31 protein-coding genes and 1 pseudogene are annotated in these 26,424 nt (G+C 58.8%); 20 read left to right on the forward strand and 12 right to left on the reverse strand.

Annotated features, from left to right (window positions below; genetic code table 11):
- The first annotated feature begins 185 nt into the window (after positions 1 to 185).
- The 4 genes from repC to ABID12_RS20195 are packed head-to-tail and all read left to right on the forward strand — an operon-like array spanning position 186 to position 2,056.
- On the forward strand, positions 186 to 824 hold the full coding sequence (gene repC, locus ABID12_RS20180) for a replication initiation protein RepC (RefSeq protein ID WP_354435858.1): 639 nt from the start codon (positions 186 to 188) through the stop codon (positions 822 to 824).
- A 22-nt stretch (positions 825 to 846) separates the two neighbouring features.
- Positions 847 to 1,362 carry a thermonuclease family protein gene (locus tag ABID12_RS20185; protein WP_354435859.1) on the forward strand — a complete coding sequence of 172 codons (516 nt, stop codon included), beginning with the start codon at positions 847 to 849 and terminating at the stop codon, positions 1,360 to 1,362.
- A 59-nt stretch (positions 1,363 to 1,421) separates the two neighbouring features.
- Entirely contained in the window at positions 1,422 to 1,880 is a 459-nt protein-coding gene (locus tag ABID12_RS20190) for a hypothetical protein (protein ID WP_354435860.1), read from the forward strand.
- On the forward strand, positions 1,880 to 2,056 hold the full coding sequence (locus tag ABID12_RS20195; RefSeq protein ID WP_354435861.1) for a hypothetical protein: 177 nt from the start codon (positions 1,880 to 1,882) through the stop codon (positions 2,054 to 2,056). Before ABID12_RS20190 ends, ABID12_RS20195 begins: the two co-directional genes overlap by 1 nt.
- A gap of 268 nt (positions 2,057 to 2,324) precedes the next feature.
- Here ABID12_RS20195 and adhP read toward each other — a convergent pair whose 3' ends face one another.
- From adhP to ABID12_RS20210, 3 genes are all read right to left on the reverse strand, one after another.
- Positions 2,325 to 3,359 (reverse strand): alcohol dehydrogenase AdhP, encoded by a 1,035-nt coding sequence (gene adhP / locus ABID12_RS20200; protein ID WP_354435862.1) that lies wholly within the window; start codon positions 3,357 to 3,359, stop codon positions 2,325 to 2,327.
- An 859-nt stretch (positions 3,360 to 4,218) separates the two neighbouring features.
- Positions 4,219 to 5,364, reverse strand: coding sequence for an ABC transporter ATP-binding protein (locus tag ABID12_RS20205; protein WP_354435863.1), 1,146 nt, complete (start codon positions 5,362 to 5,364; stop codon positions 4,219 to 4,221).
- 135 nt (positions 5,365 to 5,499) lie between these two features.
- Entirely contained in the window at positions 5,500 to 6,741 is a 1,242-nt protein-coding gene (locus ABID12_RS20210; RefSeq protein ID WP_354435864.1) for an ROK family transcriptional regulator, read from the reverse strand.
- 232 nt (positions 6,742 to 6,973) lie between these two features.
- Between ABID12_RS20210 and ABID12_RS20215 the strand changes: the two genes are divergently transcribed.
- The 9 genes from ABID12_RS20215 (at position 6,974) to ABID12_RS20255 (ending at position 16,788) form a co-directional block, all read left to right on the forward strand.
- Positions 6,974 to 8,194 (forward strand): ROK family protein, encoded by a 1,221-nt coding sequence (locus ABID12_RS20215; protein ID WP_354435865.1) that lies wholly within the window; start codon positions 6,974 to 6,976, stop codon positions 8,192 to 8,194.
- 54 nt (positions 8,195 to 8,248) lie between these two features.
- Positions 8,249 to 9,490 carry an ABC transporter substrate-binding protein gene (locus tag ABID12_RS20220; RefSeq protein WP_354435866.1) on the forward strand — a complete coding sequence of 414 codons (1,242 nt, stop codon included), beginning with the start codon at positions 8,249 to 8,251 and terminating at the stop codon, positions 9,488 to 9,490.
- Between the two features lie 53 nt (positions 9,491 to 9,543).
- The gene (locus ABID12_RS20225; RefSeq protein WP_354435867.1) at positions 9,544 to 10,485 is read left to right on the forward strand and encodes a carbohydrate ABC transporter permease; all 942 of its coding nucleotides are present in this window, start codon (positions 9,544 to 9,546) and stop codon (positions 10,483 to 10,485) included.
- The gene (locus tag ABID12_RS20230) at positions 10,482 to 11,297 is read left to right on the forward strand and encodes a carbohydrate ABC transporter permease (RefSeq protein WP_354435868.1); all 816 of its coding nucleotides are present in this window, start codon (positions 10,482 to 10,484) and stop codon (positions 11,295 to 11,297) included. The genes ABID12_RS20225 and ABID12_RS20230 overlap by 4 nt, the downstream gene beginning before the upstream one ends.
- A 27-nt stretch (positions 11,298 to 11,324) precedes the next feature.
- Positions 11,325 to 13,799 carry a hypothetical protein gene (locus tag ABID12_RS20235; protein ID WP_354435869.1) on the forward strand — a complete coding sequence of 825 codons (2,475 nt, stop codon included), beginning with the start codon at positions 11,325 to 11,327 and terminating at the stop codon, positions 13,797 to 13,799.
- Positions 13,800 to 13,879: 80 nt separating this feature from the next.
- Complete coding sequence (locus ABID12_RS20240) at positions 13,880 to 14,665, forward strand: 6-phosphogluconolactonase (protein ID WP_354435870.1); 786 nt, start codon at positions 13,880 to 13,882, stop codon at positions 14,663 to 14,665.
- Positions 14,666 to 14,693: 28 nt separating this feature from the next.
- A complete protein-coding gene (locus ABID12_RS20245; RefSeq protein WP_354435871.1) occupies positions 14,694 to 15,116 on the forward strand; it encodes a glycoside hydrolase family 88 protein in 423 nt (140 codons plus the stop codon).
- Positions 15,020 to 15,880, forward strand: a complete 861-nt coding sequence (locus tag ABID12_RS20250) for an NmrA family NAD(P)-binding protein (protein ID WP_354435872.1) — start codon at positions 15,020 to 15,022, stop codon at positions 15,878 to 15,880. Before ABID12_RS20245 ends, ABID12_RS20250 begins: the two co-directional genes overlap by 97 nt.
- A 407-nt stretch (positions 15,881 to 16,287) precedes the next feature.
- The gene (locus ABID12_RS20255) at positions 16,288 to 16,788 is read left to right on the forward strand and encodes a ferritin-like domain-containing protein (RefSeq protein ID WP_354435873.1); all 501 of its coding nucleotides are present in this window, start codon (positions 16,288 to 16,290) and stop codon (positions 16,786 to 16,788) included.
- Positions 16,789 to 16,910: 122 nt separating this feature from the next.
- Here ABID12_RS20255 and ABID12_RS20260 read toward each other — a convergent pair whose 3' ends face one another.
- The 4 genes from ABID12_RS20260 to ABID12_RS20275 all read right to left on the reverse strand — a co-directional run bounded on the left by ABID12_RS20260 (position 16,911) and on the right by ABID12_RS20275 (position 18,763).
- Positions 16,911 to 17,522 carry a hypothetical protein gene (locus ABID12_RS20260; protein ID WP_354435874.1) on the reverse strand — a complete coding sequence of 204 codons (612 nt, stop codon included), beginning with the start codon at positions 17,520 to 17,522 and terminating at the stop codon, positions 16,911 to 16,913.
- Positions 17,523 to 17,708: 186 nt separating this feature from the next.
- Positions 17,709 to 17,945 carry a hypothetical protein gene (locus ABID12_RS20265; RefSeq protein ID WP_354435875.1) on the reverse strand — a complete coding sequence of 79 codons (237 nt, stop codon included), beginning with the start codon at positions 17,943 to 17,945 and terminating at the stop codon, positions 17,709 to 17,711.
- A gap of 113 nt (positions 17,946 to 18,058) precedes the next feature.
- The gene (locus ABID12_RS20270) at positions 18,059 to 18,271 is read right to left on the reverse strand and encodes a hypothetical protein (protein ID WP_354435876.1); all 213 of its coding nucleotides are present in this window, start codon (positions 18,269 to 18,271) and stop codon (positions 18,059 to 18,061) included.
- A 93-nt stretch (positions 18,272 to 18,364) separates the two neighbouring features.
- On the reverse strand, positions 18,365 to 18,763 hold the full coding sequence (locus ABID12_RS20275) for a DUF4168 domain-containing protein (RefSeq protein WP_354435877.1): 399 nt from the start codon (positions 18,761 to 18,763) through the stop codon (positions 18,365 to 18,367).
- 178 nt (positions 18,764 to 18,941) lie between these two features.
- Here ABID12_RS20275 and ABID12_RS20280 point away from each other — a divergent pair, with 178 nt between their 5' ends.
- Positions 18,942 to 19,457, forward strand: coding sequence for an RNA polymerase sigma factor (locus ABID12_RS20280; protein WP_106312730.1), 516 nt, complete (start codon positions 18,942 to 18,944; stop codon positions 19,455 to 19,457).
- Complete coding sequence (locus ABID12_RS20285) at positions 19,454 to 20,305, forward strand: anti-sigma factor family protein (RefSeq protein WP_354435878.1); 852 nt, start codon at positions 19,454 to 19,456, stop codon at positions 20,303 to 20,305. The genes ABID12_RS20280 and ABID12_RS20285 overlap by 4 nt, the downstream gene beginning before the upstream one ends.
- 136 nt (positions 20,306 to 20,441) lie before the next feature.
- Here ABID12_RS20285 and ABID12_RS20290 read toward each other — a convergent pair whose 3' ends face one another.
- Both ABID12_RS20290 and ABID12_RS20295 read right to left on the reverse strand, forming a co-directional pair.
- The gene (locus tag ABID12_RS20290) at positions 20,442 to 20,744 is read right to left on the reverse strand and encodes a DbpA RNA binding domain-containing protein (protein ID WP_354435879.1); all 303 of its coding nucleotides are present in this window, start codon (positions 20,742 to 20,744) and stop codon (positions 20,442 to 20,444) included.
- A 460-nt stretch (positions 20,745 to 21,204) separates the two neighbouring features.
- Positions 21,205 to 21,369: pseudogene (locus tag ABID12_RS20295) on the reverse strand (helix-turn-helix domain-containing protein); the annotation flags it as partial.
- A gap of 520 nt (positions 21,370 to 21,889) precedes the next feature.
- Between ABID12_RS20295 and ABID12_RS20300 the strand changes: the two are divergent.
- The 3 genes from ABID12_RS20300 (at position 21,890) to ABID12_RS20310 (ending at position 24,062) form a co-directional block, all read left to right on the forward strand.
- On the forward strand, positions 21,890 to 22,135 hold the full coding sequence (locus tag ABID12_RS20300) for a hypothetical protein (RefSeq protein WP_354435880.1): 246 nt from the start codon (positions 21,890 to 21,892) through the stop codon (positions 22,133 to 22,135).
- A gap of 61 nt (positions 22,136 to 22,196) precedes the next feature.
- The gene (locus tag ABID12_RS20305; RefSeq protein WP_354435881.1) at positions 22,197 to 23,093 is read left to right on the forward strand and encodes a transglutaminase family protein; all 897 of its coding nucleotides are present in this window, start codon (positions 22,197 to 22,199) and stop codon (positions 23,091 to 23,093) included.
- 165 nt (positions 23,094 to 23,258) lie between these two features.
- A complete protein-coding gene (locus ABID12_RS20310; protein WP_354435882.1) occupies positions 23,259 to 24,062 on the forward strand; it encodes a transglutaminase-like domain-containing protein in 804 nt (267 codons plus the stop codon).
- Positions 24,063 to 24,086: 24 nt separating this feature from the next.
- Here the strand turns inward: ABID12_RS20310 and ABID12_RS20315 are convergent, their stop codons facing one another.
- The 3 genes from ABID12_RS20315 to ABID12_RS20325 all read right to left on the reverse strand — a co-directional run bounded on the left by ABID12_RS20315 (position 24,087) and on the right by ABID12_RS20325 (position 25,161).
- Entirely contained in the window at positions 24,087 to 24,341 is a 255-nt protein-coding gene (locus ABID12_RS20315; protein ID WP_354435883.1) for a DUF1488 family protein, read from the reverse strand.
- Positions 24,342 to 24,489: 148 nt separating this feature from the next.
- Entirely contained in the window at positions 24,490 to 24,636 is a 147-nt protein-coding gene (locus tag ABID12_RS20320; protein WP_354435884.1) for a hypothetical protein, read from the reverse strand.
- A gap of 132 nt (positions 24,637 to 24,768) precedes the next feature.
- Complete coding sequence (locus tag ABID12_RS20325; RefSeq protein ID WP_354435885.1) at positions 24,769 to 25,161, reverse strand: hypothetical protein; 393 nt, start codon at positions 25,159 to 25,161, stop codon at positions 24,769 to 24,771.
- A gap of 498 nt (positions 25,162 to 25,659) precedes the next feature.
- Here ABID12_RS20325 and ABID12_RS20330 point away from each other — a divergent pair, with 498 nt between their 5' ends.
- Positions 25,660 to 25,869, forward strand: coding sequence for a cold-shock protein (locus ABID12_RS20330; RefSeq protein ID WP_354435886.1), 210 nt, complete (start codon positions 25,660 to 25,662; stop codon positions 25,867 to 25,869).
- A gap of 180 nt (positions 25,870 to 26,049) precedes the next feature.
- Positions 26,050 to 26,373, forward strand: a complete 324-nt coding sequence (locus tag ABID12_RS20335) for a hypothetical protein (protein WP_354435887.1) — start codon at positions 26,050 to 26,052, stop codon at positions 26,371 to 26,373.
- Positions 26,374 to 26,424 lie beyond the last annotated feature (51 nt).

Genomic DNA, 26,424 nt, shown 5'->3' on the forward strand with positions numbered 1-26,424 from the left:
GCTCGGGCTACGCCCTCCCGCGGCCCTCATGCCTGCGTCCAAAGTGGCCGACTTTTGCTCCGCCCCGCGGCCGGTTTTTACACCGCCGTTGACACGCCCGCTGGCATTCCATCGCGGAGAGGTTCGATCAGCTCCGGGCCTTTCTCGGTAAGATCGGCCGCGCCAGCGTCGAACATCTCGAACGCATGCACCGCGATTTCGAACGCCTCTGGAAGGCGCTCAACGCTCTTGTCATGAACGATTTGGACAAGAAAACTGACACCAAGGAGTCTGTTCACAGACACCTATTAGAACCTACAACCCAACCTGAAACTGTATCTTGTAAAGACGAATGGAGTTGCGCTGACGCGCAACACTCAGCTTTTGAAGCTGACAGCGGCTCCGCCGCTGAAAGAATGGCTCTTGAAAAGGAGCCTGGGCAGATTGCGAGGGCAGAGCAACCCGATAGGCCGGTAAAATCCGGCCGGCAGATCGATCTTCGAACGGTTCTGACCGCTTGCCCGATCATTTCCGAATTGTCGATCGAGCCACTGCGAAGCTGGCACGAGCTGGACGCATACGCCGCTGAACTTCGCCCGATGCTCGGCGTGTCGGCCCATACCTGGGCGGAAATGCGACAGGTCGCAGGACAAGGGCTCGCTGCGCTCGCCCTTGTCATTACCGCCCAAAAACAGGCCGACGGCGACGTCAGTTCGCCGGGAGGCTATTTGCGGGGAATGGCCCGGAAAGCGAAGGCCGGCGATTTGCATCTCGAAAAAACCCTGCACGGGCTGCTCGCTCGAAAACTAGCCGCGCGGCAGATGGGCACGGCGCCGACCCCATGACCAACAAGGAGCCTGAAAGTCCGTGATCAGACGTAACCGCTCAAAACTCTTGATCATTGTCGGCGGTGTTATCGCCATTATCGCGGCCATCCCCGAGTTCGGGCAGGTCGCCCAATCGGTCGGCGTCCCCAAATCCGTCCTTCGCGAGATCGGCCGACAGGCTGACAAATACAGCCGGCAAACGACGATCGTCACCAGTGCCGGGGAAATCAGCGTCTACGACGGCGATACTATTAAAATTAGTGGTCAGAGGATGCGATTGCTCGATATCGACACGCCCGAGATTTCCAAGCCGCGGTGCAGCTACGAGGAAAAGGTGGGGTATCAGGCCCGAGACAGATTGCGGGCGCTGATCGGACAGGCTGGGACCGTCGAAATCATCGACAGCGGGACAACCGACAAATACGGTCGGAATCTGATCCATGTCGAGGTCGACGGCAGGGACGCCGGGCAAATTCTCGTCAGAGAGGGGCTTGCCCTTCGCTACCGGGGCGGGTCGGCCGCATGGAACGCGAGAAAACGGCATTGGTGCGGGTAAGACCGCCAATGTGAGTTGTGTAATTGTCGAACTTTTTAATTCTCGGAGAAAACCACCCTATGGAAAAAGCTGCCATTCTCGCCTGCGCATTCAGCCTCGTCGCTTCCGCTGTCGCCGCACAGCAGACGCCCCCGTCTGAACAAGAGCTGATGCAGCAAGAACGCGATTATATGAACTTCGCCCCTGCCCCAAAATCAGAAGACGGAAGCTTCACAACGCTTGGCGGTTGCACAGCCTATGATAAACCGCAAATTCCTCTGGAGTGGTTTCAAGGCTATCCAAGCGGACGAATTCTGGAGATGGTCTATGTTCATCAGGTCGCAGCCAATATCGAAGCGGCTGGCAAATGCACCTGCGAACTACGGTTTCCGCCTTATGATAAAGCCTTAGCGGAATATCAGACCAAAATTGCCCCGCTCGACAACGAAGATGCCGAATGGATACCGGACTATGTAAATGAAGGTTACGACTTAGCGAGCCAGATCAACAAATACTGCAAAAGCCAGGGAGTCCGGTAATGGGTTTGGTTTCAGGCTTTGTAGGCAGCGCTGAAGACCAGTTAACGGGGCCGTTCGTTCTGGTGCACGAAACGCGCTCTATACCTGCGGCACGAAGCCAGCTTTTATCTGTCTTCGCCCATGCGGGTAACGATCGCTCGTCCGGCGCTCCTTTGTTGCGCTTGAACGAACAATGAAGGTCCGGTCAGCGATGCAGTCGGTCCCGCCTTACATCCTTTGGATTTCGCTCCGCTAAGGCTCCTACGGCTGCATTTTCCGCCGTCCGGACCTGTCGAGAATTACCGCGCTCCCGGCCTTCGGCCGTCACTATGTTGAGCGCTCCGATACTCTCCATTTCCTTTTAGGGCCTTTCGCCGCTTTTGCGGCGTGGGCGGCCCTGCGGAATGTCCGCAGCACCGCTCTGCTCTGGCCGGTCCCTTTTCAGGACCGACCGGATCTGCTGTGTCAGCCGGCCAAATCCAGAACCATCCGGCCTTCGATCTGACCTTTTTTCATGCGCTCGAAAATGGGGTTGATGTCATCGAGGGGAGCGGTGTGGATTGTCGCTCTGACCTTGCCATCACCCGCGAAATCGAGCGATTCCTGCAAGTCGAGGCGGGTGCCGACAATTGAGCCGCGCACTGTAATGCCGTTCAGCACCATACCGAAGATATTCAATGGAAAATCTCCTGGCGGCAGGCCATTCAGGGTAACGGTTCCACCCCGGTCAACCATGCCGATAGCCTGTTCGAAGGCCTTTTCGCTGACCGCGGTCACCAGAGTGCCCTGGACGCCTCCGCCTGTCTCGCGCTTGACCTCAGCCGCCGGATCGACGCTGGTGCGGGCATTTACGGTGAGTTTGGCGCCCAGACGGCGAGCAAGATCGAGTTTGGCATCGTCAACATCGACGGCGACGACATTCAGCCCCATGGCGACGGCATATTGCACGGCCATATGCCCGAGGCCGCCAATGCCGGAGATCGCGACCGTGTCACCCGGCCGGGCCTCGGTCATTTTCAAGCCCTTATACACCGTCACGCCGGCGCAGAGGACGGGTGCAATCTCGTTGAAGTCGACCTTGTCTGGAAGATGTCCGACGAAGTTGGGATCGGCAAGCACATATTCGGCAAACCCGCCATTGACCGAATAGCCGGTATTCTTCTGGCTTTCGCAGAGGGTTTCCCAGCCGCCGAGGCAATGGCGGCAATGCCCGCAGGCTGTGTAGAGCCATGGAACCCCAACGCGATCGCCTTCCTTGATGTGTTTAACGCCCTCGCCAACAGCCGAGACAAACCCGACGCCCTCATGACCCGGGATGAAGGGCGGTTCCGGCTTCACCGGCCAGTCTCCTTCGGCGGCATGCAGGTCCGTATGGCAAACGCCCGAGGACTGAATGGCCACCTGGATCATTCCCGGCTCGACTTCTGGCACCGGAACGTCATCGATTTCCAAAGGCGCGCCGAACTTGCGAACGACGGCTGCTTTCATTGTTTTCGCCATTTCTCACTCCCTTAGAAAAAAGTCGGTTTGTCGGAACCAAAGCCAATCGGCATGTTCGCGGCCTGCCGGCCATGTCCCGGCGCCATCACAAGGCCGCGTCGCGGATGTCGCTGCCTTGGAGCGTTCTTGAAGGGGAAAACATATTCGCACGCAAGTTGCGTTGGTTCGTTCATCGCATATCCTCCTGCTCAAATCAGGGCCTCCGCCTGATGGAGGAAGAATAGACAAACGTCAGGATACCGAAACCAGTCTCGCATCCACGGTTGTAGCCAGCTGTCTCAGCAGCGAGACAGATTCGACCATAATTAGGAGCAAATCTTGTGCTGCCCCCAAAACGAAATATCGGGCTGAAAGTGCTGGCTGGCCAAGGCGTATCAATCGAGACCTTGACCGCGAACCATCATTTTGTCTTTTTTGGCTTACCCCTTGGATGATGCAAAACAGAACGGCAGAAAAGCGCCGCCTATAGCGACCCTAGAGGCCGCCGCTGCTACGCCTGAAAGCGGCCGTCGTTGGCAACCGGGCATTTACGGTCTTGCTGCCGCTGCAAAGCAGCATGACTCAAGCCAAGTTCATCGTTTGGCAAAGGTATTAAAGATGCCTTGAAAGATGGCGCTGCATGGTGAGTTTGGTGATGTATAGCGACCAGGTCATTCCAGAGAATGATAAGGTTGATGCACGCCTGCTCGACCTCTTGGCCGGGCGCGGACAACAAATAGGATATGTCCCCTCAGGGCCGGAACCAGATCGGCGGTTTTACCGCGAACGGCAGGAATATTACGCCAGGCTGGATTGTCCTGTCTCAAAGGCGCTGAGACCGAACAAACCGAGGGTGTCTTTGAAACTCGGGGCTATTCAGCTAGTGAACTGCGCTGTCCGCTGACGCCTCGGGTACACTCGTCTTCACGAATGAGGCGTTGAGGGACTTACCGTCAGAAATGCGGAAAAGATGAGCACGGTTCAGAGCGGGGCGTAGTCTCAGCTGATCGTTTTCGTTGAGTGCAACATGGTCCGCAAAGTGCAGGATTGTGGTTGCGGGGTTGCCGACGATCTTGCCGTAGACATATGTCTCTGTGCCGACGCTCTCGGCATATTCCACCTGAAATGCGATTGCTTGAGGATCGCCTTCCTCAACAAAGGCAAAATAGGTCGGGCGGACCCCGAGTTCCACTTCTACCCCATCCTCTGCAAGCGCTCGGTCGACCTCGAACGTTAGGTCCCCAAACCCGGGAATAAAGACCCGTGCTACGCCTTCTCTGCTGTCCTTGATGGTGCCCTGGTAAAAGTTCATGCGCGGTGAGCCTATGAAGCCTGCCACGAAACGGTTGACTGGATGCTCAAAGAGTTCAAGCGGTGCGCCGAATTGTTCGATACGACCGCCATTTACCACAGCAATGCGGTCAGCCATCGTCATCGCTTCAACCTGATCATGGGTGACATAGATCATGGTCGTTTGCAACCGGCGATGGAGTTTGCCGATTTCCGCGCGCATCTGAACACGCAGGGCCGCGTCCAGATTGGACAGTGGTTCGTCAAACAGAAACACACTCGGTTCACGCACGATCGCACGCCCTATTGCGACACGCTGCCGCTGTCCACCGGAGAGCTCACGGGGCTTGCGCTGCAGATATGGTTCCAGTTCGAGCATGCGAGCGGCTTCATCTATGCGTGTCTTGATCTCCGCCTTGGACTTGCGTGTATTCTCGAGGCCGAAAGAAAGATTCTGGGCCACCGTCATGTGCGGGTAGAGGGCATAGGACTGGAAGACCATAGCAATGCCTCGATCCGCAGGCGACGCCTTGCTCACTTCGGCGCCGCCGATCTCGATCGAGCCACTGGTGGTCCCCTCCAGTCCTGAGATGATGCGTAGCAAAGTCGATTTGCCGCAACCCGAAGGGCCGACAAAAACTACGAATTCTCCGTGCTTGACTTCAAGGTCGACGCCCTTGATGACCTCTACTTCGCCAAAACGCTTGACCACATTGCGCAGTGCCAGATCAGCCATGAGTTCTCCCCTTTTTCAGCCAAGGGAATATGTTCTCCCTCCCGAAGGAGCCAACATCCATATTCCGCCCTTAGCTTGGAGTGAGAGCGATATTTAGTCAAGTCACGGAACTAAAAAATCATTCTTCAAGCGGCTTCAGCCTTTGTTGCTGGCCTTTCTGTCGTGAAAATCTACCGATGGTTCGCGTCCTCCGGGCAAGCCCAGGCTCGCCGGCAATGACTGTAGGTTGAATAGACTGTCGTGCATGTGATTGAGGCCCAGCGCTACGGCGCCCATCATTGTTGCGCGGGCTCCCAGTGAGCTGACGCTCAGTTTGATTTTCCGATGTGTGAATTGCGGCAGGAAGCGTATGATTCTCTGTGACATTTCCGGCCTTCGGCCAATATTGCCTCCGATGACAATTTCAGCCGGATCGAAGAGCGCGAGTACGGACAGCACGGCAAGTGATGCGATCCGGGCGCTTTCTTCCACGGTCGCGACGGCAGCGCGCTCGCCGGCGGCGCAGCGATCAAATATCGCCTTCATCGAGACGTTCTCGCCGCCACCCATCATCCGGTAGCGGTGGATGATGGCCGGTGCGCCAATCGCCAACTCGAGGGCGCCGCGTTCTGGGCAAAGAGGGGAGGAGGGGTCGGAACCGATCGGGAGGTATGCGATTTCTCCTGCAGCTCCTGTCGCGCCGCGCCAGAGCTGTCCGTTGATCAGCATGCCAATGCCGATGCCTGTGCCAATAGACAGAAAGGCGAGGGATTCCGCACCTTTGGCGTCACCGTTCCAGTACTCGCCGACTGCGGCGGCATTGATGTCGTTTTCCATCAGCAGCGGGCACTGGAAAGTTTCCTGCAGTTCCTTGAAGACGTCAAATCGGTCGATCTCAGGAACGGCATAGGCGTGGCTAATGGCGCCGGTGCCTGGATCCACAGAGCCAGGCATGGCAAGCGAGACAACATTCAAGGCCGAAGGGGCTATTCTTGTCTCGGCGAGCAATCGGCGTTTTACGGCTCCAAGTTGGGCAACCAGTTCGCGGCCTCCGCGAGGATCGCTTGGCAGGGTCAGTTCCCCCGCAATCTTTGAACTCAAAGTCACTAGGGCGGCGCGGATCGTGCTTGCGCCGGCATCTATTCCCAGGGCGTAGCCTGCCTCGTCCGCCACTTCGTAGATGACTGCAGGGCTGCCGACCTTTCCTGAGTCGATCCCTTTCATGCGCACGTAACCGCTTTCTTCCAGCGTGCGGATTACCTCCGAGGTTGTCTGCTTTGAAAAGCCTGTGGCCTTTGCAAGTTCTGCCCTGGAGGTTGGCCCCTGCTCGAGGAGAACCTTCATTACGGCGCGTGTCGATATCTGGCGCAGGATAGGTGGCGGTGCTTGTGTGGGCATCTCTTTCAGGGTCCTGTCCTGCTTTTGAAGATGTGGCTTTGCGCTTCTGGGTCGTGCTTTGATCGGCTCAAATCATAACAGTGGTTGGGCGCGTGGCAATCCAGTGCCCGTTCCTTGTGGCAGAGGTGCGTCTGGTAGGGCGGTTTGCGTTTCGATTCGGATCGTCGCTTGACATAGTCCCAAGAAGCATCCAGTATTTAGTTCGTCAACTTAACGAATTGAGAAGTGTGCTGTGCAAGAGAATTGTTCCGATCTCATCATTGTCGATGCTCTGCTGGCGCAGGCTGCCGAAGGCGGCGCGAAAGGTGGCCATTATCTGTTGCCAATGCTCGAGGAGAGCGGGTTTATCGTCTGTCAGCAAAGCCAGGCGCAGCCGGTCTGGCGTCTGTCGTGCGATGCCGGCTGCGTGGTTGGCCTCGATCTCGGTGGTACTAAGCTCTATGGCGCGCTTGCCGATATGTCGGGTCGCATCCTGGCCGAGCGGTCCGAGCCGACCCGTCACGATGGTGAGGAAGCCACGCTTGAGCAGCTCACCTCACTGGTGCGTGATCTTCAAGAGGAAGCCGGTAAAAAGGCTGGCGGATTGCGAGCGATCGGGCTTGGTGTACCGGGCTTTGTTTCGGTCGAAACCGGCAGTGTTACCCTGTCTCCCAACCTGTCACTTCCTTCCGACTTCCGCCTCGATTCGCGTTTGTCTTCACTTTTCGGCGGATGTCCGGTGCTGATGGACAACGATGTCAATTTTGCTGTGCTTGGTGAATATTGGCGCGGCGAGGGGCGGCACCTTTTTTTCTCTGGTCAGGAGCGCAGCAGAGGCAACGGTTCTCTTGCTTTCCTGTCTCTGGGCACGGGGATTGGTCTTGGGTTGATGATGGAAGGGCGTCGGGTGCGTGGCGCTTCCGGCGGCGCCGGAGAAATTGCCTACATGCCGGCTGGCACGGATCCGTTCAGGGCAGCCAGGACCACTTTCGGCGGGGCCTATGAAGATATCGTCGGGACGCCCGGCATCCGACGCAGATATGGCGAGGGTAACGTTAGCGTGCGCGAGATATTCGATCGCGCTGTCGCCGGTGAGAGAAAGGCGGCAACCGTTATCGATGATACCGCCCGTCAGGTTGCGGTCGGTGCGGCGACCATAATTACCCTGCTCGATCCGCAGGCAATCGTTCTTGGCGGCGGTATCGGTTCACGAGCCGAATTTGCAAAGCTGATCATGGAATATACCGCAGAGCTGACGCCGGTGCAGCCGAGGATCGCCATAAGTCGACTTGGTCAGCGGGCCGGTGTCACTGGCGCGATCATGGAGGCTTTGCTCGACATCAGGCGGGCGATGTTGCGGGCTGACACCTCTCCAAAAAGGGGGTGCGACATGGAAAACCGTGAATATGTCGGCTCCGGAAACAATGCGTCAGCCGCGCCTCCGGAAGTCGATAAGCGCGCTGAAGCCGGATAGGGGCATGCGACGTTCGCGACGTGAAAGAGCTTAGCATCAAAAGGGAGTGAGATGATGAAACTACAATATGCATTGACCACGGGAATTCTTGCGATCATGGCCGGTCAGGCCTCGGCGTCGGAGCTCGATGTCATGTGGTATCTGAGTTCGGATACGGAGGAGCAGGTTATCAAGGATGTGCTTGCCACCTATACGGAGGCGCATCCGGAGACCACGTTCAATCTTCAGATCGTGCCGTATGACGGTATCGACAATCGCTTCGCGCAGCTCGCCAGCGCCGGTTCGCTGCCGGATATCTCGAAGACGAGCTCGATGCGGCCTTTCATCCGGCCGTTTCTGACCGATCTCGCCCCTACGCTCGGCGCGGATTTCCTCGACCAGTTCAATCAGGGGCTCGCCGCCGGCGCCAAGCTCGGCGACCAGATCATCGCCGCTCCGCTCGATCTGACGGCGATCGGCATGCTGTTGAACGTCGACGCCTTCAAAGAAGCCGGCATCGAAATCCCGCCGATCGACCAGCCCTGGACCTGGGACGAGTTCCTTGCCAACGCCAAGGAGGCTTCCGAGGCCGCCGGTATCCGCTATCCGCTGGTCTGGGACGTTTCGGCCAGCCGCTGGCTGACCTTCGAATTCCAGTACGGCAACCACCTCTTCTCCGAGGAAGAGCCCTACGAGGTCGTATTCGATCAGGACAAGGCGACGGCGACGCTCGACAAGTTCATAGAGATCGCCGACGGTTACATGCCGGCCGGCCTGTTCTCCGGTTCGAGCTCGGATAACCCGAAGAGCCTGTTCCTCAACAACCAGGCTGTTGCCTGGATGTCGGGCAGCTGGCAGGTGCCTAGCCTTGCTGCCGATGCCGACTTCACCTGGAGCGCCGGCCCGACGCCCTATGGCACGGTACAGTCCAGCATGGTTGGTGGCGACTATGTCGTCGGCTTCAACACCAGCGAACATGCCGATGAGGCAACCGCCTTCATTGAATGGCTGACCGCGACGGAAGAGGGCCAGAGCGCCTTCAACAAGCCGCTCTTCCTGATCCCCGCCAACCTCGACATTCCGGCGATCGACTACGGCGATGCCACGGTTTCCGAAGCCCTGCAGCGCTTCCAGGCCGAACTGACGGAGAGCCCCGTCTATGCCGCGACCGATCAGGGTAACCCGGCCATGCAGTATGTCTGGGATCCGATCATCCAGTCGGTCAACCAGGTGGCCGCCGGCCAGATATCGTCTGCCGATGCGATCGCCAAGATCCGCAAGGCCGCCGAAGATGCGCTTGCCGCAGACGCCCAATGAGTATCAGCGGTAAAATGCAGCAGGAAGCGGTCACCCCTGCTGCCAAGGCAGAAATGAGACCAGGCGGGGACAATCCCCCGCCTGGGACCACGGTGCGCTCGAGCCTCCGCAGCCGGCTGGCAAAGCCGATGTTTCCCTATCTGCTGCTGCTGCCGACCGTCGGTCTTCTTGTTACCTTCTGCATCTACCCGCTGGCGCAGGGGCTGTTCATGTCCCTTTTCCGGCGCGGCATCGTCGTCACTGAACGGGTGCCGGCGACCTGGCCGAAATTCGTCGGCTTCGACAATTTCGTCGCGGTTTTCGAGGATCCGGAGTTTCTCGGCGTCCTGGCGCGCACCGTCGGCTTCGTCGTTTTCGCCGTGCCGCTGGTGACGATCGTGTCGCTGCTGCTGGCGCTACTTTTGAAGAGGACCTTCTTCGGATCCGGCACGGTGCGCGCAGTCGTGTTCTTCCCGGCGATGATCAGCCTGCTGATTACTGGCGTGGTGTGGAAATGGCTGTTCGGCTTCAATTCCGGGCTGATCAACTATGTGCTTTCTCTGGTGTCGATCGAGCCGGTTCCGTGGCTTCAGGATGCCTCGATGGCGCAGATCGCCGTCGTGCTCGTCTGGGTCTGGGCCAATGCCGGCTTCTACATGATGATCATCATCACCGGGCTGACGACGATCCCGGAAGAGCTTTACGAGGCGGCGCGTATCGATGCGGCGAGCCCGTGGCGGGCATTCTGGCGGATCACGCTGCCGCTTCTGAAGCCGACGCTGTCGCTGGTGATGATCCTTGCCTCGGTCGAGGCGTTCAAGGTCTACGAGCTTGTCGTGTCACTGACGGGTGGCGGACCTGGCCGTTCGACGGTCTACCTGATCCAGACCATCTACGAGACCGCGTTCCGCAAGCCGAACGCCGCCGGTATCGCCGCTGCGCAGTCCGCCATCCTGTTTGTCGCGCTGCTGCTGCTCACCATCGTGCAATTGCGCATGTCGAGGGAGAAGACATGAACCGTGCAAGATATCTGCGTGCGCCGCTCATTGTGCTCACGCTGGCGATGTTCCTGCTGCCGCCGCTCTGGCTGCTGGCCAGTTCGCTGAAATCGTCCAAGGCGATCTTCGCCTGGCCGCCGCAGCTTCTGCCGACGAGCCCGACGCTGGAGAACTTCCGCGCCGCGATCTCGCAGGACAATTTTGGCCTCTACTTCCAGAACTCGCTATTCGTTGCGGTTGTCTCGGCGGCGCTGTCGGTGCTGATCAGCCTGATGGCGGGCTATGGGCTCGCCAAGTTCCGCTTCAAGGGTGAAACGGTGATCTTCCTGATCATCATGTCGGCGCTGATGATCCCGTTGCAGATCATCCTCATCCCGATCTTCATCATCCTCAAGGAACTGCATCTTCTGAACACGCTGTGGGGCCTCATCCTGGCGCCGGCGGCCACGCCGACGGGCGTGTTCATCATGCGTCAGTACATCCGCTCCATACCGGACAGCTTGCTCGAGGCGGCCCGCATCGACGGTACGCCGGAGTGGCGCATCTTCCTGCGCATCATCGTGCCGCTCAGCATTCCGGCGATCGCCGCCCTTGCCGCCTTCACCTTCGTCTGGCGCTGGAACGACTATCTCTGGCCCTATCTGCTGATCACCGATCAGTCGAAGTGGACGGTGCAGCTCGCGCTCGCCAACAATGTCGGGCAGTGGGATATCAACTGGCCGCGTCTTCTGGCAATGTCGGTGCTCTCGGTCATTCCGACGCTCGTGCTCTTCATCAGTCTTCAACGCTATTTCATGAGCGGCCTGCTCTCGGGCGCCACCAAGGAGTGAGCGCTCGCGGCCGCGCGGAGAAAAATCATGGCTCATCCGGCATCCGGCCTTGCGAAAATCGTCACGGCAGGGGAGGCGCTTGCCCATTGGGAACTCTCGCCCGTCATCATCGCAGGTTTTCCCGGCATGCCAGCGCCCTCGCATGATCCCGTCGGCTACCGGTTTCGCAACGGGGTCCCCGGGCTCAGGCCATTGCCGTGTCGTGCGGCTTTCCTGAATGAGATGGCCGGGCGCCCGATTGCGCCATGGACGGGCTGGCGGACGGAGCGGGTGCACGCGCCGGCCGAAGGCGGTCGTGTGCTGTTCTCGGATTTTGCCTATACGCCGGAGCACAGGCGCGTCTGGTGCCGCTGCGTGCTCAAGGTCTCCGAGCCCGATCGCTATCGCTTCCGTCTTTCGACCTGCGGCGGGGTGCGAATCTGGCTGAACGGCGCCGAATGCGTCCGCTTCGAGCCTTTCGAACGCAATGTCGAACATTCCGAAGAAATCTCGCTGATGCTCGGCGTTGGCGAAAACGAAATCCTGCTGCACGCCGAAGACCTGTTCGAGCGGGATACCGACTGGTTCTTCGAAATGGTCAGCCTGGATGAGCGGCCGATCGAGAACCGGATCGTCGCCGATGCCGATGCCGATCTCGTCGCCGCGCTTGCAAGGCTTGCGGGCACCGGCCGACCGCTCCACGATGTCACCACCGGCAACGATGCCTTTGTGTTGCGTTTTGACGAGGCCGTCGCCGTCGATGTCCCGGTTACGATCAGGGTGCATTCGACCGGGCATGACCGACAGACCTTCCTGCTGGAGGACCGCGTGCTCAAGGCAGGCGAGACCGACCTTCACGTCGCCGATGCCGGCAGGGTGTGCGACGGCTATCACCTCGTCGACATGACCTTCTCAGCCGGTGATGTCAGCGTCGAGCAGACGATCGGCGCCGCCTTTCTCAAAGTTGGGCGCGAGACTGATCTTGGCCCAACGCTGGAGGCGCGCAAGAAGGCGGCGCTCTCTCGGCTCTCGCACAATGGCGACCGGCTCGCCGGCAAGGCGCTTGCCATGCTCGAGAGCGGCGAGGTCGATCCGGTCTCGCTGTTCGACATCCTCTCCTGGACGCTCGATCTGGTGGAAGCGCGTGAGGATTGCTCGGATTTCCAAATGGTCGCGCTGCTGCTGATCTGGGACAGGCACCGCGACGCATTGCCGGAAGGCTTTGCCGGAAGGCTGCGCACTGCCATCCTAGGGTGGCGATACTGGGTGGATGAGCCAAGCAATGACGTGATGTGGTTCTGGAGCGAGAACCATACGCTCTGCTTCCATGTCTGCCAATTCATCGCCGGCCGGCTTTTCCCGGACGAGCGCTTTGAGTGCTCCGGCCGCAGCGGCCGCGAACAGCAGGCACTCGGCGAGGAGCGCCTTGGTGCCTGGCTCGACTCCATCGAAGAGCACGGCTTTATCGAGTGGAACTCGGCGGCCTATTACCCGATCGATTTCATTGGTCTCTTCGCCATCTACATCTTTGCCGATGAGCCGCTGCAAGCCCGCGCGAAGGGGCTGATCGACCGGCTGTTCCGCATGTTCAGCCTGCACACGCTTGCCGGTGTTTCCGGCGGTTCGCAGGGACGTGCCTATGACAAGGAACTGCGGGCGGGGCCGCTGACTGAGCTTTCCTCCTTCGCCGCCGTTGCCTTCGGTGGCGGCTATCTCACTTCCGCTGTTCTGGCGCTTCCCTATTTCTGCGTCAGCGACTACGTGCCGCCGGCCGAATGCGCCGAATGGGCGAAGTGGGCCAATGCCGATGCGTTGCAGGCCCGTTATACGCAGGGCGTTGATCACAACGCCCATATCCAGTTGTTCCGCACCGATGCCGCAATGCTCTCGACCGTCGTCGACCATGAGACGGGCGAGCACGGACACCAGCAGCATGTTCTTGACGTGCTGCTTTCGGGCGATCCGATGGCGCGGCTCTGGGTGAACCATCCGGGCGAGGAAGATCCATGGGGCGAGCAGCGCCCCTCGTTCTGGTCAGGCAACGGCGTTTTGCCGCGGCTTGCCGAAGACGGTGGCGTGGCGCTGGCGATCTACGATCTGAAGGATGCCCGCGTGCGCTTCACTCATCTGTTCGCGCCGGAGGAACATTTCGACAGGCTGGAGGCGAGAGACGGTTGGCTCTTTGCCGAAAGTGGCAATGGATACGCCGCTGTCTGGGCGACCAACGGGCTTTCGCCGGTCAAAACCGGGCCGACGGGTGGTGTCGAGTGGCGCTCGGACGGCCGGGTCAACGGCTGGGTCGTCACTGTCGGCTCGAAATTGCGCGATGGCGATTTCGAAACCTTCGTCGCTCGCCACCTTGCCGCGGAGACCGTTTTCGATGCCGCTAGCCGCAGCCTTTCCATCACCCTCGCCGGGCGGCAGTTCGCGCTTTCCTTCGACGGTCCGCTGACGGTGGACGGTGTGGAGCGCCCCTTCACGGCCTCCACAGTTGAGCCGCAGGTCAGCCTCGTCCCCGCCTGACCGACCGCCGACGGTCCCTTTGAAACCCTCCTCTCCCGCGCTTGTTACGGCAGAGGGACGAAATGCAGACAGGATTGGCCATGACCGAATGCCGCATTCTTCCAACGCCCGAAGCCATCGGCCGCCACATGGCAGAGACCATTCTTGACGGCTTCGACGCGGCCCGGGCTGCCGGCAAGACCTATCTCCTCGGATGCCCGACTGGGCGCACGCCGCGACCGGTTTATGCCGCACTTGCCGATATGCTGTGGCAGGCACCACGCGATCTTTCCGGGCTCGTGCTGGTGATGATGGATGAATATGTACTGGCCGATACCGCCAGCGCGTTGCGGCTCGCGGCGCCCGAGGCGCACTATTCATGTCAGGGGTTCGCCGAGCGAGAGATCCGGCAGTTTCTGAACGCTGTCCTGCCGCCTGAAGATCACCTGCCCACCGAAAACGTGTGGTTTGCGGATATTGATGAGCCTGAGGCCTATGACCGGCGCATTGCCGAGGCAGGTGGGCTCGATTTCTTCATCCTCGCTTCCGGTGCCAGCGATGGCCATGTGGCCTTCAATCCGCCGGGTACGCCACGGCACTCGCTCACCCACGTCCTCACGCTTGCCGAGGAAACCCGTATCGACAACATGTCGACCTTTCCGGGTTTTGCGGACATCTCCGAGGTCCCGACCCACGGCATTTCGGTCGGGCTGGAGACGATTGCGGGTGCACGCGATGCGGCGATGATCCTCACCGGCGCCGGCAAGCAACTTGCCTTCCAGCGGATTACCGGCACGCGGGGTTTTGACCCGGACTGGCCGGCAAGCATCGTCCATGATTGCGCGAAGAGCATGATCCTGGCCGATCTCGCCGCTGCCGGACACTGAAAGTCAAGAACATACGGAGGAAACGACGATGATCGATCGTGCGCTGTTGACCGACTGGATCGGCCGCCTTGTTGGCGGGCTGACTGGCCTGAAGGATGAAGGTCATTTCGACGAGCCCAATCTCGATGGCACCAAGGGCGACTATGTCAGCTTCGACAACTGGGAATGGCCGCAGGGAGTCGGGTTTTATGGTCTCGCCCAACTCTGGCTGCAGACCGGCGACGACAAGGCCAAAGCCATTCTCGAGGCTTGGTACGCCAATCAGCTGGCCGCAGGCCTGCCATCGCAGAACGTTAACACCACAGCGCCGATGCTGGCACTTTCCCTGCTCTGGCGCAAAACGCGCGAGGAGAAATGGGAAGCACCGAGGCGCGACTGGGCCGACCGGTCCGCGCTCTCGTCCGCAACCCCGATAGCCCCGCCGCTCTCCGTCTCGCTGACCTCGGCGTGAAGCTTGTCCGTGGCGAGTTCGCGGATACCATGTCCGTGAGGGCAGCCATGGAGGGTGTCCAGAGCGTTTTCAGCGTGCAACCTAGTTCCGGAGCGGCCGGATCGGGCATCACGGACGCGCAAAAAGTTCTTTACGGCAAGGCGATCGTGGATCTTGCAGTGCAGGCTGGTGTGCAGCACATCGTCTACAGCTCTGCCGACCTCATCAGCGAGGGCCCGACCGGACTTCCCAATCTTGATACCAAGCTGGACATCGAAGACTGTGTCCGCCGGTCAGGTGTCGCCAGCACGATCCTGCGGCCTGCCACCTTCATGGAGCTGCTGACACTTCCGGGCATAGGGCTAAACGAGGGCAGGATCACATTCTTCCTGCACCCCGAGCAGTCCATGCAGGTGAGCGCCAGCGAGGACATTGGCAAAATCGCGGCGGCGGTCCTGTGCTGGAGCGCTTGCTATGCCGGACAGACGATCTCTATCGCAGGGGATGATTTGACGGGCCTCCACCAAATTCAGGATGCCCTGACCGTGGTGACGGGACAGCCCGTCACCTATCATCGTTTCCCTGATGCGCTGCTGGCGGAAAACGAATTTCTTGCCCGCAATGCCGCACTTTTCGACCGGCTGCAAGGCGCGCGAGGCGCTGATATCGCGGTGCTCAACGACGAGTTCGGCGCGCTCATGACGCTTAGGGGGGTGGCTCGGAGGCCCCGGACAGCGCCGTCTCCAATCTGCGCTTCAGGCCAGCCAGCAAGATGTCGCGCTTAGGCAGTGATGCGCCGCGCCACCGCTTTGAGCCCGCGTGTATGTTTCGGGGCTCGAACCGAACCTTCGCTGCGCAGCAATCGAGCGTCCGCTACGGGCCGGAAACGCCATGCGCCTCCTAAGCGCGAATGTCTGTTTCGCCAATTTCTGAGGTCAAAACCCGCCATTATCCTCCCGGCTCCCCCTTTCCGTCCGCCCGCGACGCGCCCCCAACTCTGTCGTTTCGCACTCCGGATCAGCGCCGCCGAACCGCCGTTGGCTACAGGGCCTGCGAACGTAGTCAAGTTCATTAATTTGACGTTCGGTGCGGTGACTTGGGCGGGCAACAGCATACAGGCAAGCCGTATCAATCAGAGGAACATTCCAATGCACTACTCGTTGGGTGACTAACGAACACAAAGGAGATCGAAATGGCCATGAGTTCGCTCAAAGACATTTATCTTGACCAATTGCAGGACATCTGGAGCGCAAACACCCAGTGCCTGCCCGTCGTGACCGAGCTAGGCCGCGCCGCCCAGGATGAGAATCTGTCCGAAGCTTTGATCGCCGGTGCCAACGGTATTGCCAACGGCATCGCTCAGATTGAAAAGCTCTGCAATGATCACGGCATTAAGCCGAACGCGGAGCATTGCAAGGGAATGGCAGGCCTTGTGAAAGAAGCGCGCGCCCATGGCTTGTCCGATGAGATCACAGACTCTGACGTGCGCGACGCCGCGATCATTCCGCAATACCAGCGTATGGTACATTACGCGCTCGCGGGCTACGGAACGCTGACCGCCTTCGCCAACCGGCTAGGTCTGGACGGTGACGCAGCGATTTTGGAGAAATGTCTCGATCAGACTTACGACGGCGACCGGCGCATGACAGAGATCGCCACGAAGGGTGGGGTCAACATCGACGCTGCTTCCTGAATTTTGTCGGCAACCAGAGAATGGGGGATGCGGAAAATCGCACCCCCTTTATGGTGTCGTCGGCTGAGGGCTGTGCGCGGCACCAATGGCGGTTCTGCCACCCGCGGAAATTACGCCCTGAATCATTCGTGCGCAATACTTTCGGCCTTCAGTCCTTCGCTAAAATTGAACTTTGATACTACGCCATTGATGGTGATCTGACAAAGTCCTGTGCAGTTCTCCGTAAGGTATTCCCGGTCGGTTTGGGCGAGTTGAGAAATGTCGATCTTGATTGAGTTCGTATTCATTTCGTCGCTATAAAGGGTCGCGGAGTCGCTGCTAACTGAGAGGTCACCGGATAATGATACTTTCGTTCCAACGATGGAACTCTTCGCAAGATTGAAATCAAGTGGCGCCATAGACCGATATTCAGAAGCGTCCGGAAGCAGTCCTGAAACAGTGAGCGCAGCGTTTTCAACTGTCTCGTCCGGATGGCTGGAACACCTGACTGCAACGGCGCGCCTGAACTGTCCCCGCGTCTGGTCTTGCGAGACTGCCAGTGGCGATCTCTGGCTGGCGACGAATACACCATCCACGATGCCCCGCGACACCGCAAATTCATAGCTTGAATTCGCCTCACCGGCATCTTGCCCGTAAACGTCATTCGCGAAGCTCGCGCATCTGTAATCCTCGGCCAAGCTCGCACCGGAAAACAAAAATCCGGTGACGGCAATCGCTGCGGAAACCCTGCTCAATGTATCATTCTCCGTTCGAACGGTGGAAGCATGTGTTGGCGGTCCGGGACCTCTCCCTTCATCGGGAGGCAATGCCGAGCAGGATCACACAAGCCAAGCAAGGCTGCCGACAATCCCGATCCTCGCTTGTGCCAAAAGCTGCCCGACTTGAGCGAAAGACGATCAACCGGAAGCAACCCGTGAGGATCAGAACGAACTGCCGTCTGCCTCGGGATTCACGTTGACGGGTGCACTGCTGTCAAAGCCGGTATAGGAATAGGAGCTGTTTGCCGGGTTCGTCTGGTTGCCGTTGCAGGCGGTCAATCCCAGAAATGCAAAACCGAAAATTAAACACATCGCAGTTTTATACATCGCATCATTGCCTTGTTTGATCCGCATCTCAAAAGGTTCAGATCGCAACAGCCATTGGCCTATGCGTTCCATACACTGGATCGCCGTTTCCCAGCGATAACACGTGAACCAACCCTCTGAAGTTCATGGGGTATAGGACGAAACCGGAGGACACCGGTTACGTCTTGGCTATTGTCAAGAATATTTCAGAACTGGCCTGAGCTGGAGCCCTGATCCGTACCGCCGCCTTGGCTCGGTGGCGTTGTACTCCCGCCGGGATCGGCCGGAGCCATGCCAGGTTCCGCCGGGGCCGACATGTCAGGGTCACTGCTTGCGTTGTCGCCCGCATTTTCGTCGCCGCATGCGGCAAGTCCCAAGAGCATCAGACCGGAAATGGCCAGGGTGATCAATTTTCGCATTGTTCAGTTCTCCTTCGGCTTTGTTGCGGCCGCTGAGGATTTCACCTGTCACGGCCGGCTCGGATTTCGACATATCGTCAGATTGGCTAGCCGCTACTGCTGCAACCGCTCCTGCCGCTGCAGAATTCTTTGGGCGAGCGCGGGATCGTTGCTGGCCGCCTGATAGATCCTGTTGTAAGTGCTTATATCAAGGTCATTGGCCTGCAGAGCCGCTACGAGTTCTTCCCGCTGGTCCTCCCGGAGCGTCTCGACCTGGGCCTCGGTTTGCGCGCCGCTGATCCGAGGCTCCCACTTGACCATGATTTGCTGGATCTCAATCGACGCCTCTGCGAAGTTATCAATCACGTCCTGTTCGATCGCGGGCGAACCCTGCGCGCCGGAAGAAGGGGCCGGCACCTGGGTTTGCTGCGCGAAGACGGCCGTGGAAGACATCGAGAACGAGGCAACGGCGATCATGGATGCGGCGATTTTCCTCTGAATTGAGTAGGTCATGTCGTCCTTTCAATTTGCAACGTCGATACAGGCTGCATGCCGTCGCGGATTGACTGATTTGCCTTCATGGCGACACAACAGACGGCAGCAGGCGATGATTGGTTCCATTCTTTTTTGGGAACTTTTTTCTGTCCGGACCCGTCAGTAGCTGTAGCGACTGAATGTCAGGAAAAATGATATGAGCGATGACCTGCGGTGGATGATCGAGAGGCAGATACCGCATCTGCGGCGATATGCTTTCGCATTAACCCGGGATCAGGACGAAGCCGACGAACTGGTCCAGGATACCCTGGAACGCGCTCTGAGGAAGTGGCGCCTGTGGGGCCACAAGGGACGTTTGCGATCCTGGCTGTTTCGGATTTTATACCGGACCTATATTGATCGCGTCCGAACGCAGAAACCCGGCTCAACGCCTTATGATCAGGAAGCGATCGACAGGGTCGCGGTCCAGTTGCCTGATCAGGAGGATCGGGTTGAATGCATCGGTATCGCAGAGGCACTCGATCGCCTCCCTGCCGAACAGCGCGTCATCATACTCCTCGTCGCTCTCGATGGAATGGCTTATGACGAGGTTGCCGAATTGTTGAATGTGCCTGTTGGCACCGTACGGTCAAGGCTTTCCAGGGGGCGGGCCGCCCTCCGCGAAAACCGTTCCCGCTCCCCGAAACCGACCTTGCTGAGGCGCGTGAAATGAATTCCAGATCAGACAGGATACAGGAACTCGATCTCTTGGCATACGCTGACGGGTTACTTGAAGACGACCCTGAACGGAAGGCCGCAGTCGAAACCTTCCTGGATTCAAATCCATCTGCGCGGGAATTCGTCGAGGAAGTGCGCCGGCAGAACGACCTTCTCCGGCAGGTCTGCCTCAACCATAAGGTGGAGCCTGTTCCCGCCCATCTGCGTGCAGCAGTCTGGAACAGGCAGGCCCGCACCGGCGCAAATCTTGCCCGGGCAGCCTCGCTGGCTGCCGCATTGGCTGGCGCTGGCCTACTCGGCTACTTCTATGATGAACTCCGGCCTCATAGAGCGTCGCTCCCCGCCTCGTTCATGGATACCGTGACGTTATCGGAAAACTTCATTTCCCGGCATCCTGTGTCAACGGTTACGGGTCAGGCGGGCCCGCTTGAAAATCGGCTCTGGCTCGCATTTCCTGCTCCCGATCTCTCATCTGAAGGGTACCGGCTCGTGTCACGAGTAGAACCAACCACGTCGCAGGACGGCGTCGTTCGTCTGACTTATCAAGGTGCGAACGGGAAGACTCTGAAGATCTTCTTGCAGCCTTCGCAGGACATGGTCAGAAGCCGAACCGAAGTCCAAAAAAGTGGCGACACGATAGCGCACTTCATGAGCGTTGGCCCCATGACTGTCGCCTTGACTACTGATGCTGAAGATTTGGATGCGGGGCGTATCGCTAATACAGTGGAGACATCAATCAGAGGACTACGTTTTTCAAGCCCGGACTCAACCATAGCCGCCTCGGTTGACAACCCACTGGACTCGGCCTCTTCCGATTTCGTGGCGCCCACGATTGAAAACTAGGCGGGACATTCAATAGACACTTTTCCTCCGGCCCCGTTTCTGCCGGTCCGGAATGCGCCCTCATTTTGGACGTTGTCTCGGCGGCGCGTGGTTCCCGCAAGCAGTCATTAAGGCGGCGCACGGCAGAAGGCGCCGATCAAGCGTGGCGCTTCGGTTTGCGGGCCTTGTGTTTCGCCGCTTTGCCGCGATCGGCAGGCGAAGACTGGTGCTTGCGGGACGGCTTGCCGTCCTGCTTGAGTTTCGTTTTCGCTTGTCTTGGCTCTTCGGGCATCTTGCCGGCCGGCGCGATCCTGATGCCTTTCTCTACACTGCCGGGCTGTTTGATCTGCGCCGCATAACCGGCGGCCTTGTCGGCGGAAATTTCGAAACGGGTGTCGGTGTCATCGATCCTGATCCTGCCGACATCCCGTTTGGTCACGCCGCCGGCGTTGCAGATCATCGGCAGCAGGAATTTCGGATCGGCGCGCTGCCTGCGCCCGAGCGAGATGGTGAACCATACGCCGTCCTACATGCCCGCACCGCGCGGTTCGCGAACCGTCCCTTGCTTGTCTGCAGACCGACGGGCGCGAGCGGACGTCTTGTTCTCAAGCGCTTCGGCGGGCAGCGGCAAGAGGTCTTCGGGAACAGGGCGGGCGGCCAATTGCTGACGAAGGAAAGCCGCTGCGATACGCTCAGGCCCCACCCGTTTCAGCAATTCGGCCACGAATTCTGCCTCCGGTCCTTCGGGCGGCGTAAAAGCGGCTGCGGGTATCCATGATCCGCCGGCGGTAGCGCACCTGGACATCGGCAATGCCGGGCGCGACACGGACGGTCGCCGTCAGCTTGGCCAATGCGGGCACGCGCCGAACCGCGCCGCGCCTGTTTTCCGGAACGATAAGCACGCAGACGCCCTTTCGACCTGCGCGCCCGCCCTTTCTGAAGCGATCAACCCAGCGCAACACGATCTTGCGGGAAACGGCATAGACGCAGGCAGCTTGCGCTTTCGTGAGCGCGCCAGACAGAACGGCAACAGCCATCTCCTCCCGACGCAGCGGAGTCAGTCGGGCATTCTTGTGAATGTTCATTCGGAGCCTCCGGTGAGTACTGAAGCGTGGTAACTCCAGTCTCCTCGCTCTGCTCCGAATGGACAACCTCCTGAAAGCTCACAGCTAGTGACTGTAGCCAGTAAAATCGAACAGAGAACGGAGCCGGCATCCCGCCTGAGCCCGATTTGGACAACCAACTGACTGAGTGGGGAGCAGGTCGATCTGGATGTTATTCACCCGTCCAAAGATTGCCCTTCGATACTGCCAACGGATACGTCCTGCAGATGGATTTCCGACATTCAATGCGAAATGCATGATTGGCATTTCAGAATGCCCATCGACAGGCACCCCGACTGCCGTCCGGAGGTCAAAGGCGTTGAGGCATGTCAGTTTTGCGAAATTCCATGATGCATTCGGTTTCCTCTGGCTATCTGCGCCAGGCATCGAGCCGATAGCTTACGCAGGTGGGATTTGTCGTGTAAGATGTAAAAGAAGCGGTATGAGACGAAAACTTGTCTCGCGGCTTGCCATAAGGCTTTTCTCCAACAGGAATGAACAGATGAACGAATTCGACTATATGGTCGAAGCTGCCCTCTATCCCGGTCGCAAGGCCAAGGGAAGCCGCAGCCCTCGCTACAAACGGTTTGAGACCGCCGCGGACGCGGTGCGTTTTGCCGTGGAAGAGAGAGACGGCTGCAAGCTTCGGGGATCAGTGCTGGAGATTGATGAAAACCGCTACGACGACAGACAGATCCGTATGCTGTACGACGCGCCGGATTATCCGCTTGCGCGCAGCGAAAAGTGATGGAAGCGCTCGCTCCCAAAGGGCTATCCCGGCACTGTCCGCATGACTGTGCAGGTGTTGAATGACAATCTTTTCGGTGCGCCATCTCACCGTCTATCGTTATAGACGGCCGGTCGGTTTCGGGCGTCATCGATTGATGTTCCGACCCCGCGACAGTTTCGACCAGAGGCTTTTGAGCTGCACGCTGAAGGTTCGCCCGCAGGACGCGCGCATTCATTGGATTCACGATGTATTCGGCAATTGCATCGCGCTTGTCGATGTCGACGTTTCCGCGTCGGAACTCAGCTTCGAGACCACGATCGAAATCGATCACAAGGCGCATATCCCGCTCGATCTCGAGCTGGATCAAAGAGCCTCCAGCTTCCCGTTTTCCTATGATCCGGAAGAAGCAATCGATCTCGAGAAGACCATTGCGCGGCACTATCCCGATCCCGGCGATGAAGTCGGCCGGTGGGCAAAGCGGTTTGTACCCTATGGCAATACGGCGCGCACCGGTCATGTGCTGATGACGCTGTGCAACGGGATCAGGGAAAGTTTCAGCTATATCCGGCGCAGCCAGTACGGCACCCAGACGCCTAGCGAAACGCTCCGGCTTCGCAGCGGCACCTGCCGCGACTTCGCGCTTTTGATGATGGAGGCGGCCCGCTCGCTCGGGCTCGCGGCCTCGTTCGTGACCGGCTATATCTATGTGCCGGACCGCGACGGATCCGTGACGCTGGGCGGCGGCTCGACGCATGCCTGGTGCCAGGTCTATCTGCCGGGTGCGGGATGGGTGGAGTTCGATCCGACCAACGGCATTGTCGGCAATCGCGATCTCATTCGCGTCGGCATCGCCCGGGACCCGAGCCAGGCGGTTCCCCTGTCGGGCAGCTATGACGGCGGGGCGCTCGATTTCGACGGCATGGAAGTGCAGGTTAATGTCACGACGCAGCTGGACAGCATAAGCGCGGCAGTCTGATCGCGCTGCCGAGGCGGCTTGCATAGCCGCCGCGCCAACTTCCGGTGAGGACATTGCGAAGCGGGACCAATTTATTCTGCCGTTCAACCGGACGGAACGCCGTGCTGCCGCGTTACATGTGTAGACGTGATCGATCGATCAATCAAAGCAAGGGACAGGTACGACATGAAGATACGCGCTGGCTTCCATATCGGCTACGACTGCGAACATCCGACGCCGATGCTGCTGACCCTCAACGTCTTCCCGTCCCGCTGGGCGGATCTCCTGACGGCGCAGGTCCTGTCCTTCGATCGTCCGATCGACGTATCGGCCTATACCGACGTTTTCGGCAATGCTTGCAACCGCATCGTCGCGCCCCCAGGCAGGACCACGATCTCCACCACCTTCGAGATCCATGACGACGGACTTCCCGACCCTGTTCCCGATGGCGCCATTCAGCACCAGATCAACGATCTGCCCGATGACGTGCTGGTCTATCTGCTCGGCAGCCGCTACTGCGACACCGACCGTCTTGCCGATTTTGCGTGGAGCTACTTTGCCAATACGCCGCTCGGATGGCCGCGCGTGCATGCGATCCTGGATTTCACCCATCAGCGGATCGCATTCGACTATATGAAGGCCGACCCGTTCAGGACTGCCTTTGGCGGCTTCACAGATGGCGTCGGGGTTTGTCGCGACTATGCCCATCTCGCCATCACGCTCTGCCGCTGCCTGAATATCCCGGCGCGTTATTGCACCGGCTATCTCGGCGATATCGGCGTACCGATGGATCCGAACCCGATGGATTTCAGTGCCTGGATGGAAGTCTATCTCGGCGGTCGCTGGTATACGGTCGATGCGCGGCACAACAGCCCACGCATCGGCCGCATCCTGATGGCGAGAGGCCGCGATGCAACCGATGTGGCGATGTCGACGGCCTTCGGCCCGGCCATTCTCCGGCAGTTCGATGTTGTTACCGAGGAAATCTGAACCGGCGTGGCGTGTATAAAAGGCTCAGGTAACGTCAGAGGCCGTCAGGGTGTAGACCGCTTTGCGGCCTTTTAGGTAGATCCTGCGTGCTGCGTCATAAATCTTCTCACGCGCTGCATCAAAAGCGGCGAGATAAGGTTCTTCGCCATCGGCAGGATTGCTCAGAGCATCGGCCCTGGCGAAAAACATCACTTCAAACATGCCATCATGGCCGGTAAAGCGAACACGTTTGCCTTTGTTGTCATAACTCCGGCTCTGATTGGGGAATTCGAGTGCCATGACCGAATAGATCCTTGAGATGGTGGCGCAAAATACCACCGGTTGTTAAGCGGGCTTGTAAGGCTCATTCTATCGTCACTTGAAACACCGACAGACCGGGGGGGCTTGCTCGATCTGTCGTAGCATCTGCCGAAGACGATGTGGCGGCTCAGCCTTTCGGCTTGCCACGCGACACATTGCTGTTCCCGGCATTTCTGACCAGTGAACCGAGCGGCGGCGCCTCGACGGTTGCTGCGCTCTTTTCCTTCTTGGGTTTTCTGATTTTGCGATCGCTTCGCTTCTGACCTTTGGCCATCTGCAACCTCCATTTGTCCGGCGCGCTTTGTTGCGGTGGCGCCTCTTGCCTACCGCTCGAAAATCCGGGCATTGCCCGCGATGAGAAAGCCGTTTCCGGCTGCCTCATCGGCGGTTCATTCTCTGTGGTTTTTTATCCTACGAGTTCGGCGGCGCAGCCCGAGGCGGCGTCGCGACTTGCGTCGTCGTCTCCCGGCATTGTGGCCCAGCCGCCAGCTTCAATGAACTGACGCTGTTTGTAGGAACTGTCGATGGCCTTCAGTTCGCTCAGCTGCTGTGCTGAATCAGGCGCCGCCTTGAACCTCTGGACGCAAATGACCGTCGCCAACTCATCCCGGGAAAGTTCACCGGCGTCGGCTACCAGGGATCTTGATGTGCCGCCTGTCACCCATCCGCCCCAGGTGAAGCCAATGGTGATCGTGACGATGGCGGTGATGATGCAAGCCCACACGAGTGTCGATTTTGCAGGGTGATAGGCTTTCCACCGTTCTCCGATGGATGACGCTCCATTGTTTTCTGCTGCCATGATGCCGATTCCTTCCGATTTGGGATCAATTGTCTGGTGTGATCGGCGGCAGCGCTCCCCGGCCGCTTGAGCGTAAATGGACGCGCGTTGTTGGCGTCGCGGGCCTGAAAAAGACGCTCTCTGTTGCGCGCATACGCCATCATCGTTTCACACCGTGCGCGAAATTCTGAAGAGCTTTTTAGAGGCAATTTTTATGAGGCCGGGTCTAGCGAACCGCAAGACTACATATATCTACGATTACGACTGAATAATAGGACATAATAGAAATATTCGTATAATAATTACGTTTTAATGTTTTCAATTTTTCTTCGATGAAACTAAAATATTGCCTTGAATTAGACACGAAAGAAGCGCATATGTCTTCCATCGATCTTGTTTGACGAACTTTATTTGCGCCTCGCGCTCTGGTGATTTTCCCATCAACATCGACTTTATCGTCCGGTCGCGGCCCTTAGGGCCCGCCGGGCATTCTCTCTGATTGATAGAAAGGAAATCGTCATGAGCACTGGCACAGTGAAATTTTTCAACACCACCAAGGGTTTCGGCTTCATTGAAGTCGAGGGCGGCGGATCGGACGTTTTTGTTCATGCCACTGCCGTCGAACGCGCCGGAATGAACTCCATCTCTGAAGGCCAGAAGCTGACCTTTGACGTCGTGACCGACGACAGGTCGGGCAAAAGCGCTGCGGAAAACCTGCGCGCTGCTTAAGGATTGTCTTTGCTTCTGTGACCACGGATGTACTGGCACGGAATATAAAGACGGGTGGATCGGCCGGGCAATGCGCTCGGCCTTTCTTGCTTTGGGCGTCCCTACGAAGGTCGGGGTGAAGCTTTCGAGACAAATGAACGCGCGTCCCGGTCCAGCGTGGACCGGAACCAGGAGAAAGCCTTGAACAGCAACACCGCGAAGGCCGAAATCGAACGGAACCATCGTTCCTGGATCGCGTCGCTTGCGCCCTACCGGCGTGCCAGCCCGCTCCGCAGCACGATCGAGATCGCCGTCACGGCTTTGCCCTTCGTCGCTTTGTGGGTGCTCCTTGCCCTCGCTGTCCTCAACGGCCACTGGTGGGCGCTGCTGCTGACGGTTCCCGCGGCCGGCTTCCTTGTTCGCCTGTTTGTCCTGCAGCATGATTGCGGGCATGGCGCGCTCTTCGCCCGCCGGCGTGTCATGAGAACGGCGGTGCAAAAGTCGGCCACGGAAGCGGCGGAATAGACCGTCCGCGGGCGGAGTAAAATCCGTCCACCTATCTTCCTTCTGCAATGA

This window comes from Martelella mangrovi, assembly GCF_040545495.1.
Taxonomy (GTDB): Bacteria; Pseudomonadota; Alphaproteobacteria; order Rhizobiales; family Rhizobiaceae; genus Martelella; species Martelella mangrovi.

What these genes read in the sequence shown, in the direction of transcription:
- ABID12_RS20320 (WP_354435884.1), bottom strand. Translation starts at nt 24,636, where the DNA reads ATGGCCAAAGGTCAGAAGCGAAGCGATCGCAAAATCAGAAAACCCAAG.
- ABID12_RS20205 (WP_354435863.1), bottom strand. Translation starts at nt 5,364, where the DNA reads ATGGCTGATCTGGCACTGCGCAATGTGGTCAAGCGTTTTGGCGAAGTA.
- ABID12_RS20235 (WP_354435869.1), top strand. Translation starts at nt 11,325, where the DNA reads ATGGCTCATCCGGCATCCGGCCTTGCGAAAATCGTCACGGCAGGGGAG.
- ABID12_RS20230 (WP_354435868.1), top strand. Translation starts at nt 10,482, where the DNA reads ATGAACCGTGCAAGATATCTGCGTGCGCCGCTCATTGTGCTCACGCTG.
- ABID12_RS20275 (WP_354435877.1), bottom strand. Translation starts at nt 18,763, where the DNA reads ATGACCTACTCAATTCAGAGGAAAATCGCCGCATCCATGATCGCCGTT.
- ABID12_RS20255 (WP_354435873.1), top strand. Translation starts at nt 16,288, where the DNA reads ATGGCCATGAGTTCGCTCAAAGACATTTATCTTGACCAATTGCAGGAC.
- ABID12_RS20245 (WP_354435871.1), top strand. Translation starts at nt 14,694, where the DNA reads ATGATCGATCGTGCGCTGTTGACCGACTGGATCGGCCGCCTTGTTGGC.
- ABID12_RS20325 (WP_354435885.1), bottom strand. Translation starts at nt 25,161, where the DNA reads ATGGCAGCAGAAAACAATGGAGCGTCATCCATCGGAGAACGGTGGAAA.
- ABID12_RS20315 (WP_354435883.1), bottom strand. Translation starts at nt 24,341, where the DNA reads ATGGCACTCGAATTCCCCAATCAGAGCCGGAGTTATGACAACAAAGGC.
- ABID12_RS20265 (WP_354435875.1), bottom strand. Translation starts at nt 17,945, where the DNA reads ATGGAACGCATAGGCCAATGGCTGTTGCGATCTGAACCTTTTGAGATG.
- ABID12_RS20240 (WP_354435870.1), top strand. Translation starts at nt 13,880, where the DNA reads ATGACCGAATGCCGCATTCTTCCAACGCCCGAAGCCATCGGCCGCCAC.
- ABID12_RS20220 (WP_354435866.1), top strand. Translation starts at nt 8,249, where the DNA reads ATGAAACTACAATATGCATTGACCACGGGAATTCTTGCGATCATGGCC.
- ABID12_RS20300 (WP_354435880.1), top strand. Translation starts at nt 21,890, where the DNA reads ATGAACGAATTCGACTATATGGTCGAAGCTGCCCTCTATCCCGGTCGC.
- ABID12_RS20195 (WP_354435861.1), top strand. Translation starts at nt 1,880, where the DNA reads ATGGGTTTGGTTTCAGGCTTTGTAGGCAGCGCTGAAGACCAGTTAACG.
- ABID12_RS20190 (WP_354435860.1), top strand. Translation starts at nt 1,422, where the DNA reads ATGGAAAAAGCTGCCATTCTCGCCTGCGCATTCAGCCTCGTCGCTTCC.
- ABID12_RS20290 (WP_354435879.1), bottom strand. Translation starts at nt 20,744, where the DNA reads ATGATCTGCAACGCCGGCGGCGTGACCAAACGGGATGTCGGCAGGATC.
- ABID12_RS20305 (WP_354435881.1), top strand. Translation starts at nt 22,197, where the DNA reads ATGACAATCTTTTCGGTGCGCCATCTCACCGTCTATCGTTATAGACGG.
- ABID12_RS20210 (WP_354435864.1), bottom strand. Translation starts at nt 6,741, where the DNA reads ATGCCCACACAAGCACCGCCACCTATCCTGCGCCAGATATCGACACGC.
- ABID12_RS20280 (WP_106312730.1), top strand. Translation starts at nt 18,942, where the DNA reads ATGAGCGATGACCTGCGGTGGATGATCGAGAGGCAGATACCGCATCTG.
- ABID12_RS20250 (WP_354435872.1), top strand. Translation starts at nt 15,020, where the DNA reads ATGGGAAGCACCGAGGCGCGACTGGGCCGACCGGTCCGCGCTCTCGTC.
- adhP (WP_354435862.1), bottom strand. Translation starts at nt 3,359, where the DNA reads ATGGCGAAAACAATGAAAGCAGCCGTCGTTCGCAAGTTCGGCGCGCCT.
- ABID12_RS20225 (WP_354435867.1), top strand. Translation starts at nt 9,544, where the DNA reads ATGAGACCAGGCGGGGACAATCCCCCGCCTGGGACCACGGTGCGCTCG.
- ABID12_RS20285 (WP_354435878.1), top strand. Translation starts at nt 19,454, where the DNA reads ATGAATTCCAGATCAGACAGGATACAGGAACTCGATCTCTTGGCATAC.
- ABID12_RS20330 (WP_354435886.1), top strand. Translation starts at nt 25,660, where the DNA reads ATGAGCACTGGCACAGTGAAATTTTTCAACACCACCAAGGGTTTCGGC.
- ABID12_RS20270 (WP_354435876.1), bottom strand. Translation starts at nt 18,271, where the DNA reads ATGCGAAAATTGATCACCCTGGCCATTTCCGGTCTGATGCTCTTGGGA.
- repC (WP_354435858.1), top strand. Translation starts at nt 186, where the DNA reads ATGCACCGCGATTTCGAACGCCTCTGGAAGGCGCTCAACGCTCTTGTC.
- ABID12_RS20310 (WP_354435882.1), top strand. Translation starts at nt 23,259, where the DNA reads ATGAAGATACGCGCTGGCTTCCATATCGGCTACGACTGCGAACATCCG.